The sequence below is a fragment of the Prevotella sp. HJM029 genome (assembly GCF_000599605.1).
Lineage (GTDB): Bacteria > Bacteroidota > Bacteroidia > Bacteroidales > Bacteroidaceae > Prevotella.
In genome coordinates, this window is record NZ_KK082668.1 from 178,564 (window position 1) to 191,388 (window position 12,825).

General features: G+C 45.2%; 9 protein-coding genes. 8 read left to right on the top strand and 1 reads right to left on the bottom strand.

The features are described from left to right. The first annotated feature begins 228 nt into the window (after positions 1 to 228). The 8 genes from rimP to X919_RS0109555 all read left to right on the top strand — a co-directional run bounded on the left by rimP (position 229) and on the right by X919_RS0109555 (position 10,632). Positions 229 to 696, top strand: coding sequence for a ribosome assembly cofactor RimP (gene rimP / locus X919_RS0109520; protein WP_028899914.1), 468 nt, complete (start codon positions 229 to 231; stop codon positions 694 to 696). Between the two features lie 4 nt (positions 697 to 700). After that, positions 701 to 1,963, top strand: coding sequence for a transcription termination factor NusA (gene nusA / locus X919_RS0109525; RefSeq protein WP_028899915.1), 1,263 nt, complete (start codon positions 701 to 703; stop codon positions 1,961 to 1,963). Positions 1,964 to 2,037: 74 nt separating this feature from the next. Then, the gene (infB, locus tag X919_RS0109530; protein WP_028899916.1) at positions 2,038 to 4,845 is read left to right on the top strand and encodes a translation initiation factor IF-2; all 2,808 of its coding nucleotides are present in this window, start codon (positions 2,038 to 2,040) and stop codon (positions 4,843 to 4,845) included. Between the two features lie 249 nt (positions 4,846 to 5,094). Continuing rightward, positions 5,095 to 6,540 carry a Fe-S cluster assembly protein SufB gene (gene sufB, locus X919_RS0109535; RefSeq protein WP_028899917.1) on the top strand — a complete coding sequence of 482 codons (1,446 nt, stop codon included), beginning with the start codon at positions 5,095 to 5,097 and terminating at the stop codon, positions 6,538 to 6,540. Positions 6,541 to 6,573: 33 nt separating this feature from the next. After that, a complete protein-coding gene (sufC, locus tag X919_RS0109540) occupies positions 6,574 to 7,338 on the top strand; it encodes a Fe-S cluster assembly ATPase SufC (RefSeq protein ID WP_028899918.1) in 765 nt (254 codons plus the stop codon). 14 nt (positions 7,339 to 7,352) lie between these two features. Further along, positions 7,353 to 8,696, top strand: a complete 1,344-nt coding sequence (gene sufD / locus X919_RS0109545; protein ID WP_028899919.1) for a Fe-S cluster assembly protein SufD — start codon at positions 7,353 to 7,355, stop codon at positions 8,694 to 8,696. Between the two features lie 21 nt (positions 8,697 to 8,717). Beyond that, on the top strand, positions 8,718 to 9,962 hold the full coding sequence (locus X919_RS0109550) for an aminotransferase class V-fold PLP-dependent enzyme (protein ID WP_371212588.1): 1,245 nt from the start codon (positions 8,718 to 8,720) through the stop codon (positions 9,960 to 9,962). 34 nt (positions 9,963 to 9,996) lie between these two features. Next, positions 9,997 to 10,632, top strand: coding sequence for a ribonuclease HII (locus X919_RS0109555; protein ID WP_028899921.1), 636 nt, complete (start codon positions 9,997 to 9,999; stop codon positions 10,630 to 10,632). A 594-nt stretch (positions 10,633 to 11,226) separates the two neighbouring features. On the opposite strand, the gene nanU is transcribed toward X919_RS0109555, so the two are convergent. After that, a complete protein-coding gene (gene nanU, locus X919_RS0109565) occupies positions 11,227 to 12,816 on the bottom strand; it encodes a SusD family outer membrane lipoprotein NanU (RefSeq protein WP_028899922.1) in 1,590 nt (529 codons plus the stop codon). Positions 12,817 to 12,825 lie beyond the last annotated feature (9 nt).

Here is a 12,825-nt window from a genome sequence, read left to right on the forward strand (position 1 = left end):
ATGGGCGATATTGTAAGATAAAAGCCTATGGATTGTTATTGTATGGGTGAGGTGTGGTTGGTTGATACTTATCTTGTTTTGTTAAAAATTATGGGTAACTATTCCTATATGCACTAAAATAAAAGTGCTCAAAAGTTTGCAAACTATTCGTTTTTTTTGTAATTTTGCAGCGTTCAGTGGAATGGGGGGCTCCTTAAGAGTTCCTCATTTTATTTTAATATAACATGTATGATTGACAAAAATGTCGTAAGAAAATTAGTTGAAGCGTGGCTTGAAGACAAGGAATATTTTCTTGTTGATGTCGAGATAAGCCCTGATGACAAGATTGTTGTAGAGATTGATCATGCCGATGGTGTTTGGATTGACGATTGTGTTGCATTGAGTAAATACATCGAAGACCACCTTAGTCGCGATGAAGAAGACTACGAATTAGAGGTGGGCTCAGCTGGTTTGGGACAGCCTTTCAAAGTTCTTCAGCAATATCTTAACTTCGTTGGCAAGCCTGTTGAGGTGCTTGCTGCAGATGGAAAGAAATATCAAGGCGTTTTAAAGCATGTTGATGGGAACGATTTTGTGGTGACAGTGAATGAAAAAGTGACTGTAGAGGGGAAGAAACGTCCACAAAAAATGGATGTCAACCACACCTTTCAGATGGATAATGTAAAATATACAAAATATTTAATCAGTTTTAAATAGAGCTATGGCAGCAAGGAAAAGTGATAGTGGGCAAATCAGTTTGATAGATACCTTTCGTGAGTTTAAAGATACAAAGAATATCGATCGTACTACGTTGGTGAGCGTGTTGGAGGAGAGTTTCCGCAATGTTTTAGCCAAATTGTTTGGTAGTGATGAGAATTTCGATGTGATTGTCAACCCTGATAAGGGCGACTTTGAGATTTATCGCAATCGTATTGTCGTTGCCGATGGCGAAGTTGCTGACGAGAATAAGCAGATAGCTTTGAAGGATGCTTTAGCTATTGAACCCGACTATGAAGTGGGAGAAGAGGTGTCTGAGCCTGTAAATTTTGCTAAGTTTGGGCGTCGTGCCATCTTAAATTTGCGTCAAACTTTAGCTTCAAAGGTGTTAGAATTGGAGCATGATACTTTGTATAATAAGTATAAAGACCGCATAGGTCAGGTTGTCGTAGGAGAAGTTTATCAGGTGTGGAAACGCGAAGTGTTGTTGATAGACGATGAAAATAATGAGTTAATTCTTCCGAAGAGCGAACAGATTCCTGCCGATATCTATCGCAAAGGCGAAACGATGCGTGCTGTGATTTTACGTGTTGACAACGAGAATAATAATCCCAAGATAATCCTTTCGCGCACGAGTCCCATGTTTTTGGAACGTCTTTTAGAGATGGAGGTGCCTGAGATAGCCGACGGACTGATTGCTATTCGTCGCATTGCACGTCTTCCTGGAGAGCGTGCTAAGATTGCTGTTGAGAGCTTTGATGACCGCATTGACCCCGTAGGAGCCTGTGTTGGCGTGAAAGGTAATCGTGTTCATGGCATTGTTCACGAGCTTTGTAATGAGAATATTGATGTGGTAAACTATACCGCTAATGTACAACTTTTCATTCAACGCGCATTGAGTCCTGCTCGTGTCAGCAGCATTAATATTAATGAAGAAGAGCATAAAGCCGAGGTTTATCTACATCCTGAGGAGGTAAGTTTGGCCATAGGTCGAGGCGGAATGAATATTAAGTTGGCTTCAATGCTCACCGAATACACCATCGATGTGTTCCGTGAAGTGCCCGAAGATCAAGTGGATGAGGATATTTATTTGGATGAGTTCTCTGACGAAATTGACCAATGGGTGATAGATGCTATCAAGAGTATTGGATTAGATACAGCGAAAGCTGTGCTCAATGCTCCACGTGAAATGTTGGTAGAGAAAGCTGATTTAGAGGAAGAAACTGTTGATCAGGTTCTCAATGTGTTACGTGCGGAGTTTGAATAATCCTAAAAACTTGTTCGTCCATTGGAATGTATCGTATAATAAATAGGCAAAAAGATTAAGAAGAAAAAGAATACATGAGCATCAGATTAAATAAAGCATTACGCGAATTGAATATAGGACTTCAAACGGCAGTTGAATTCCTTGAGAAAAAAAGTGAACTGGGAGAGGTGAAATCTGATTTGAGTTTTAAACTCAATGACCAGCAATACCAGGCGCTTGTTGAGGCTTTTAAGCAAGATGCAGCCGTGCGTACTGAGGCCGAAAAGCTTTTCCAAAAGAAACCAAAGGAGAAGAAACGAACGCCTGAAACGAAGGAAACACGTGCAGAAAACTTGTTGAAAGCAACACCAAAGCAAGTGTATACGCCAAAAGGAAAGATTGACCTGGAGAGCGTAGGAAAGAAACCTGCGGATAAGAAAGCTGTTGCTCCTGAAGAGAAAGAAGAAGAAAAGGTTGAGGTTGCTGCCGTGAAACCTGAACCAAAGAAAGAGGAAATAGCTCCGAAGACGGAAGAGAGACCTATTGAAAAGAAGCCTGAAGCTCCAGCAAAGGAGGAGAAGGTAGAGGAGAAACCCGTTGAAAAGACTGCGGAAAAGATCGTTGAGGCTCCTATCGAAGAAACGAAAAAGGAGGATAATACTGGCGAAACCGAATTGTATACCCTGAAGAGTGAGCAGAATATCCAGAATGCTCCTGGCGTGAAAGTGTTAGGAAAAATGGATTTAGACGCACTCAATCAGAGTACACGTCCGAAGAAAAAGTCAAAGGAAGAGAAACGAAAAGAGCGTGAAGATAAAGGAGGTCAGCAAAATGGTGAGCGCAAAAAGCGTGCGCGTATCAATAAAGAACGTGTAGATATTAATGCCGAAGCCAAGCAAAATAATAATTCTTCGCAAGGTAAGAACGGCAATAATAACAATGCAGGCCGCAATAAAAATAAGAAGAATCGCAATAAGCGAAATCAGAAACCCATGGAGGTTGATGACGAAGCTGTTGCACGTCAGGTGAAAGAAACACTCGCTCGTCTCACCAATAAGACGCAGAATAAGAAGGGAGCTAAATACAGAAAGGAGAAGAGAGAGGCCGTTCAAGAGAAGCTTCAGCAGGAAGCTAATGCTGAAAAGCGTGAGGCAAAGGTGCTTAAACTCACTGAGTTTGTAACCGTAAGTGAACTGGCTACGATGATGGATATCACCGTAACGCAGGTTATCTCTACGTTAATGAGTGTTGGAATCATGGTGTCTATCAATCAGCGTTTGGATGCAGAAACCATCAATATGGTGGCAGATGAGTTCGGATTTAAGACAGAATATGTGAGCGCTGAGGTGCAAGAAGCTGTGAGTGAAGAGGAAGATGACGAGAATGATTTAGTCTCTCGTGCACCTATTGTGACTGTGATGGGACACGTAGATCATGGTAAGACCTCTCTACTTGATCATATTCGCAATACCAATGTGATTGCAGGTGAAGCTGGAGGAATTACCCAACATATCGGCGCTTATAGTGTAACGCTGAAGAATGGGCAAAAGGTGACGTTCTTAGACACGCCAGGTCACGAGGCATTTACGGCCATGCGTGCCCGTGGTGCACAAGTAACTGATATCGCAATCATCATCATTGCTGCCGATGACTCAGTGATGCCGACCACCAAAGAGGCCATCGCTCACGCACAAGCAGCAGGTGTTCCGATGGTATTTGCCATCAATAAGATCGATAAACCCGGTGCTAATCCCGACAAGATTCGTGAGGATTTATCCACCATGAACCTATTGGTTGAAGAGTGGGGAGGTAAGTATCAATGCCAAGAAATCAGTGCAAAGAAGGGCTTAGGTGTCGAGGAACTGTTAGACAAAGTGTTGCTCGAAGCCGAGATGTTAGATCTCAAAGCCAATCCCAATCGCAAGGCAACGGGAACGATTATCGAGTCTTCGCTCGATAAAGGACGTGGCTATGTGAGCACTGTTTTAGTAAGTAATGGCACGCTTAAGATAGGCGATGTAGTGATTGCCGGCACAAGTTGGGGACGAATCAAGGCTATGTTTAATGAGCGTAACCAGCGCATTGAGCAGGCAGGTCCTGCAGAACCCGCTATTATCTTGGGTTTAAATGGCGCTCCAACCGCAGGAGATCAGTTCCATGTGCTTGAAACTGAGCAAGAAGCGCGCGAGATTTCGAACAAGCGTGAGCAATTACAACGCGAACAAGGTCTGCGCACTCAGAAGCGTATTACGCTGGGAGACATCTCTCATCGCATTGCGAAAGGCGAGTTCCATGAACTGAATGTCATCGTGAAAGGTGACACTGATGGTTCTATTGAAGCCTTGAGTGACTCGTTTATCAAACTATCTACCGAGAAAGTTCAGGTGAATGTCATTGGTAAAGCTGTAGGTCAGATTAGCGAAAACGATGTGATGTTGGCCAGTGCTTCCGATGCAGTTATCGTGGGTTTCCAGGTTCGTCCATCGTCAGAGGCACGCAAATTGGCTGATCGTGAAGGTGTGGAAATCAATACTTATTCCATCATTTACGATGCAATTGATGACATTAAGAGTGTCATGGTGGGCATGCTTGACAAGGTGAAGAAAGAGATTATCACTGGACAAGTAGAGGTACAACAAGTGTTTAAGATATCAAAAGTTGGAACCATTGCTGGTGGTTTGGTCACCGAAGGTAAGGTTCATGCCAAGGATAAAGCCCGTGTGGTACGCGATGGTATTGTGGTTCGTACGGCCGACATCAACGCATTGAAGCGCTATAAGGACGATGTGAAGGAGGTTCCAATGGGTATGGAGTGTGGAATTAGCCTCGTCAACTATAACGATATACAGGAAGGTGACGTGATAGAAACCTTTACTGAAATAGAAGTAGAACAGAAGTTATAATATCAGCGCGCAACAGCTGCCAGAAAAAGTGGTATAGATTATCACGCAAAACATGCGATATTAGCTTGTAAAGTGGGCTATATTGTGTAGCAATTTGGTAGCAATTGTGTAGCTATCCTACCTTAAACATAGTGGCACTCTCTATCCATGGAAGGGTGTCACTATTGTGTTTCGTAACAAATGTGACCACTTTTGTTTGTGGTATGCTGTTTGTCATAGGTGGAATTGCAAAAGAAGTATTCAGTAAACATGGCAGAAACAGAAAAAAATGGTTTTGTTAAACAGGTGGCAGAGCGTAAATATGCGTTTGGCTTTACCACCGATGTGCAAACCGAAATTATAGAAAAAGGACTCAATGAGGATATTATTCGCTTGATTTCGAAGAAGAAGAATGAGCCTCAATGGCTGTTGGATTTCCGTCTGAAAGCCTATCAATATTGGAAAGAACAGCAACAACCCACGTGGGGACATCTGCATCTTCCAAAGATAAATTATCAGGACATATCTTATTATGCCGACCCATTGGCCAGCAAACCCAAAAACAAAGAGATTGATCCTGAGTTGGAAAAAACGTTCGATAAGTTGGGCATTCCGTTGGAAGAACGTTTGGCTTTGAGCGGAACAGCTGTGGATGCCATCATGGATTCGGTCTCGGTGAAGACCACTTTTAAGGAGAAATTGCGCGAGAAAGGCATCATCTTTTGTAGCATCAGCGAGGCGGTTCGCGAACATTCTGATTTGGTTCGCGAATATTTAGGTTCGGTAGTTCCCTATCGTGACAACTATTTTGCAGCATTAAATAGTGCCGTTTTCAGCGATGGTTCGTTTGTTTATATTCCTAAAGGTGTGCGCTGTCCGATGGAGTTGAGCAGCTATTTCCGCATCAACGCAGCCAATACGGGACAGTTTGAACGCACACTCATTGTGGCAGAAGATGGTGCTTATGTCAGCTATCTTGAAGGATGCACAGCACCTATGCGCGATGAAAACCAGCTACATGCCGCCATTGTAGAGATTGTTGTAAAGGATAATGCCGAAGTAAAGTACTCAACTGTGCAGAATTGGTATCCGGGTGACGAGCAAGGCAGGGGCGGAGTGTTGAACCTTGTGACCAAAAGAGGTGACCTAAGAGGGGTGAATGCTAAGCTCAGTTGGACGCAAGTAGAGACAGGTTCGGCCATCACATGGAAATATCCTTCGTGCATTTTGCGTGGCGATAACTCCGTTGCCGAGTTCTATAGCGTAGCCGTTACCAACAATTATCAAGAGGCCGACACGGGAACAAAGATGATTCACATGGGCAAAAACACCAAGTCGACCATCATTTCTAAAGGTATCTCGGCTGGGAAGAGCCAAAATTCCTATCGCGGTTTGGTGCGTGTTACACCTCATGCCGACAATGCACGCAACTATAGTTCATGCGATTCTCTGTTGTTAGGTAGCACGTGTGGCGCTCATACTTTCCCCTATATGGACGTGCATAACGACTCGGCTATCATCGAACATGAGGCAACTACATCGAAAATATCAGAAGATCAGCTCTTCTATTGCAATCAACGTGGCATCCCAACCGAGCAAGCTGTGGGCTTAATCGTGAATGGTTATGCCAAGGAAGTGCTTAATAAATTGCCAATGGAATTTGCGGTTGAGGCGCAAAAACTATTGAGTGTGACACTCGAAGGCACCGTAGGATAATCACCATTAATCATCATTTTTGAAAAAACAACCATGTTAGAAGTTAAAAATTTACATGCCACAATCGCGGGCAAAGAGATATTAAAAGGTATAAACCTCACAGTTAAGGATGGCGAAATCCATGCCATCATGGGGCCAAATGGCTCGGGTAAATCAACATTGAGTGCGGTGCTGACAGGTAATCCGCTCTACACCGTCACTGATGGTGAAGCGCTTTTCAACGGAAAAAATCTGTTAGAGATGAGTCCTGAAGACCGTTCTCATGCAGGATTGTTTCTCTCTTTCCAATATCCTGTAGAGATTCCGGGGGTCTCAATGACCAATTTCATGCGGGCAGCTATTAATGCTAAGCGCGAATATCAAGGTAAGGCACCGCTTAATGCGGCCGACTTCCTGAAGCTGATGCGCGAGAAACGCAAGTTAGTTGACCTTGATAGTAAGCTCTCAAATCGTTCGGTTAACGAGGGATTCTCGGGTGGAGAGAAGAAACGAAACGAAATCTTTCAGATGGCAATGCTTGAACCTACACTCAGCATTCTTGACGAAACCGACTCGGGCTTGGATGTCGATGCCATGCGTATTGTAGCAGATGGTGTGAATAAAATGCATACACCGCAGACTTCGGCCATTGTGATTACGCACTATGAACGCTTGCTTGACATGATTAAACCCACGCAAGTGCATGTGCTCTACAAAGGAAGAATTGTGAAAACAGCAGGTCCCGAGCTGGCAAAAGAGATTGAACAACACGGCTACGACTGGATAAAAGAAGAGGCCGATGCACGCTTTGGCGAATAAAAAGGAGGCACATCATGAAGAGTGAACAACAATATATAGACCTTTATCAGCAGGCCTCGCAACTGATTAAAACCCATTCTGCCGACGTGTTGAATGCGGTTCGCGATGAGGCTTTTGCTGATTTCAAGGCGCAAGGCTTCCCAACAAAGAAGGTAGAGCGTTATAAATACACCGATATGGCTGCGCTTTTTGCCCCCGATTTTGGGTTAAATCTCAAGCGATTGCCTATTCCTGTTGATCCTTATGCAACGTTTAAATGCGATGTTCCCAACCTCAGTACGTCGCTTTATTTCGTGGTAAATGATAGCTTTTACACGCAGGCTTTGCCACAAACCAAACTGCCCGAAGGGGTCATTATCGATTCTTTAAATCGCATTGCAGCCGAACGTCCTGATTTAGTTGCACCTTATTATGCAGGGTTGGCACAGACAAAGGACGACGCTATCACAGCGTTGAACACCATGTTGGCGCAAGATGGGCTCTTCATCTATGTGCCCAAGCATGTGAAAGTCGACCGCACCATTCAGGTGATTAATATTCTTCGTGCCGATGTTGAGCTGATGGTGAACCGCCGTGTGTTGTTGGTTTTGGAGGAAGGTGCAGAACTAAAGCTGCTTTTTTGCGATCATGCGGCCGACAATCGACAGTTCCTTACCACGCAAGTCATCGAGGCTTATGTGGGCGAGGGTGCGCAATTAGAGTTGAATTGCTTAGAGGAAACGCACCTAAAGAATACGCGTGTGAGCAATGTTTACATCGATCAGCAGGCCAATAGTCGTGTCAATCACAACGTTATCACACTGCATAACGGCATCACACGCAATCGTTTAGATCTTGTTTTCAAAGGCGAAGGGGCCGAATGCCATTGCAATGGCTGCGTGATTGCCGACAAGGACCAGCACGTAGACAACAATACGCTCATCGATCATCGCGTACCTCATTGCACAAGTAATGAGCTTTATAAATATGTACTCGATGACAATGCTGTGGGAGCCTTTGCTGGTCGTGTGTTAGTTAGACAGGAAGCGCAGAAGACTGTGAGCCAGGAAACCAACCAAAACCTATGTGCTACAAAGACAGCACATATGTTTACGCAGCCCATGTTGGAGATTTATGCCGACGATGTGAAGTGTGCTCATGGCTCAACTGTGGGGCAATTAAATAGTGATGCCTTGTTCTATATGCAGCAACGCGGCATCAGTAAGCGCGAAGGAAAGCTATTATTGCAGTTTGCTTTCGTCAATGAAGTCATCGATAAGATGGAGTTGGCACCACTTCGTGCCCGGCTTCACCACTTAGTGGAGAAGCGTTTCCGGGGTGAACTGAATAAATGTGAGGGCTGCCAGCTGTGCAAATAGGTGGCCTTTTGAAATAAGATAATGATGGATAAGCTCGATATAAAGCAGATACGCGCTGATTTTCCTATCCTCGCGCGCACCATTTACGACCATCCTTTGGTGTATTTTGACAACGCAGCCACCACGCAAAAGCCCTTAGTTGTGCTTGATGCGATGCGCGAAGAGTACCTCAATGTCAACGCAAACGTGCATCGTGGGGTGCATTGGTTGAGCCAACAAGCCACCGATTTGCACGAACAGGCACGCGAAACGGTGCGCCGTTTCATCAATGCTCGTAGTACAAACGAGATTGTTTTCACGCGCGGAACCACTGAAGGGCTCAACCTTATTGCGTCGAGCTTTGCCGAATCGATGATGAAAGCGGGCGACGAGGTGATTATTTCTACCGTAGAACACCATTCGAATATCGTGCCTTGGCAGCTGCAGGCCACACGAAAAGGTATCGTGTTGCGCGTGATACCGATGGACGATTACGGCCGAATGGACGTGCAAGCGCTGCGCAACATGATCAACGAGCACACCAAAATCATCAGCATTTCGCAGGTAAGTAATGTGTTGGGCACCATCAATCCTGTAGACGAAGTCATCCGCATGGCCCACGAATATGCCATTCCCGTGGTGGTTGATGGGGCGCAAAGCACACCCCATTTCAAGGTCGACATGCAGCAGATGGATTGTGACTTCTTTGTGTTCAGCGGTCATAAAATCTATGGACCCACGGGCATTGGCGTGCTCTATGGCAAAGAAGCGTGGTTAGAGCAGTTGCCTCCTTATCAAGGTGGCGGCGAAATGATTGCCCATGTTAGTTTTGAAGGCTCCACATTTGAGCAGCCCCCGTTGAAGTTTGAGGCCGGAACCCCCGACTATATCGCCACCAACGGACTGGCCAAGGCGCTCGATTATGTGTCGGCTATCGGCATGGATACCATTCAAGCCCACGAAGAAGCGCTCACGAAATATGCCATCCGACAGTTGCAAACCATCGAAGGTATGCACCTTTATGGCATTCCTCAAGATGCCGACCTCGACACTTTGCAGCACGATGCCGTGTTGAGTTTTCAAATGAAAGACATTCATCACATGGACATGGGCACGCTGTTAGACCATTTGGGCATTGCCATTCGCACTGGACATCACTGTGCACAGCCCCTCATGCAGCGCTTAGGTATTCTCGGAACCGCACGCGCGAGCTTTGCATTCTACAACACATTCGAAGAGGTTGACGCATTGGTGGCCGCCATTAAGCGCATTGCAACCATGTTTTAATGGCATTTGATGGAGATAGAAATGACCGACAACGATGCTTCTTCCACACTATTACACTGACAAAATCGAGGCTGGATGCGACGAAGTGGGACGCGGTTGTTTGGCCGGGAGCGTCTATGCGGCCGCCGTTATTCTGCCGCAAGATTATGACAACCCCCATCTAAACGACAGCAAAAAGCTCACGCAAGCCAAGCGTTATGCGCTGCGTGAGCAAATCATGCAGGATGCTTTGGCCTGGGCAGTGGGCATTGTGACGCCCCAGGAGATTGACAAAATCAACATTCTCCATGCCAGTTTCTTAGCTATGCACCGCGCTCTCGACCAGTTAAGCGTGCGTCCAGAGGCCGTATTAGTGGATGGTAATCGTTTCGATGCCTACGTGGTTGGCAAGGGATTGCCTGACGAAGGCACCACGTTGCCCCACACTTGCGTGGTGAAAGGCGATGGAAAATATCAAACAATTGCCGCTGCCAGCATCCTTGCCAAGACATTTCGCGACGATTATATGCGCGAGATGGCTGCACAATATCCTTATTATGACTGGGAACACAACGTGGGTTATCCCACGAAGAAGCACCGCATGGGCATCCTCACGCACGGCATTTCGCCCTTGCATCGCAAGAGTTTTCAGCTCATTGCCGAGCCCGATTTGTTTCAAAGCCAGCCTTAATTCCACCCACCTGCACCCACAATTTGTTCTAAGATCAGACCTAATTCAGTCCTTTTACACCCACAATTTGTCTCGAAAGCAACCGATTTGCCTCCTAAAGCAGCCCACATTTTCCTCCAATCTGTTTGTTTTTGGCGAGCATAGGAAGAAATATTAACCCAACAATAATTGGGTTATCGCCGACCAAACGAAATGTTAACTCAATTTTAATTAGGTTGTTTTTGTGCAAGTATGATGCTAACCCATTTTGAATAGGGTTAATATTTTGGCGGAATATACGCTACTATGATGATAAAAGAGCATCTTGTTGCGCCATTTTTGCTGGTCGAAGGTGCTCTGTTTGCCTGCAACAGGTGGTGGGAGGTGTAGCGTTTTGAGGGCAAAAGAAAAGTGCCTGATTTGCTCATGTGAGCAAGTCAGGCACTTTTCTTTGTGGAGCTTATGACTCTGTTTTAAAGGGTTTTTCCCCCGATGGCTACCGATTGGTTTCGCGCTTGCAATTCCTTTTTGGGGTAAAAGCTATCATTTTAGCGCGCAATCTCTATCGGTTTGCCATGCAATCTCTATCGTTTTACGGCGCAATTTGCATGCTTTTTAATCGCCATAACCTGGTGTTTGCTTCAACAGGTTGTTGGTAGAGAGCGTTGTTTCGTCGATAGGCCAGAGTAAACGTGTGCTGTTAGCCGTGGAATATTGCGTGGCCTTGTTGAATAAAAGCAAGTCATGCCAGCGTTTTCCTTCAAATAAGAATTCGCGCATACGCTCTTTTAATACGGCCTCTTCGGGTGTTTCATCTCCGCCAACAAAAGGGTTATCGGTGTAGAATGCTGTCAAAGTGGGCGAGCCTCCAGTGCTTATTTCATTGGGATATTGCACCTCTGGATGAGCATTGAAGTAGGTTGCTCCATACGCTCTACTGCGAATTTGATTGATTTCTGTTGCAGGACTTTGTCCTAATAGCACCTTTGCTTCAGCCATTCCCAATAGGCATTCGGCATAGCGATAGATGGGTTGGTCGTCGAACCACGAAGTAGCTGAACCACCAGCGAGCAGTGTTCCGTGGAACTTGTTGCAGATGTTGCCCACGTAAGTGGTGCCATCGCTGGCATAAACATCGGCTAAAGAACCAGCTCTGCGCGTGTCGTTGCCATTGAAATAGAGTTTGGTCCACAGCTGTTTGTCAAGCGGAAAGCGCATCACTCCGCTGCCAAGGCTGAGGTTTAAATACTGTGATTGGCTAAATTGAATAGGCGTTCCGCTGGCATCGTGCAGACGATAACCACTGACATTCTGCTTGTTCATCACCAAAGAGGTGTAGAGGCCATTCCATAACGAGGTCTCATTTTCGCGGTTGTGCAAGGCAAAAATTACCTCTCTATTGCCTTTCTTGTTGTAAGCAAACACGTCATTATAGTTGTCGAGCAAAGCAACATCAGCATTATTTTGCACATCTTGGTAAGCTTGTAGTGCTGTTTGGTAATCGCTTGTGCCACCTCCCATTTGCTTACCGCTCCATAAATAAACCTCACCTTTGAGCATTTTAGTCGCTGCGAGCGACCAATACATGCGTCCATCAGTGAAGGAGTAGTTGTTATGATAGGCGTTTTCAGAGGCCTGGATATCAGCTTTTATCTGCGTCATCACGTCAGTTGCTGCATCTTGTTTGTGGGCAACCTTATTTAAATCAATCGTACGGCCTTCAGTATGTTGCAGATAAAGAATGACATCGCCATAGCTACGAAGCAGTTGGAAATAGAGAAATGCGCGCAAACCATGACTGCTTGCGAGATATTTATCTTTCTGCTCGTTGGTTAAATACGTTGCTTCGCTAATCTTATCAATCATTAAGTTGATTTGATTGATGCCCGTATAGAGCCCTCCATAGTTGCTCACTACGGGACTACTCTTTTCAAGTGTGTTGTTCCATAAGCGCTCATAGCCTTGTGAAGCTTCACCACTGAAGGCCGTTCCGCTATAGATGTTGCTACGCATTTCACCCCAAACGATGTATTTGTCGGCGTAACCTCTCACAAAAGAGTAGATGCCTTGATTAAACGATTGCACTTGATCGGCATTCTTCCAATAGTTAGAATCGGTGATACTACTGGTGGGTTCTAAATCCATACAGCCCGTAAGCGAGAGACTTACCATAGTGGCTGCAATATAAAAGAATAACTTTTTCATTGTAAATTA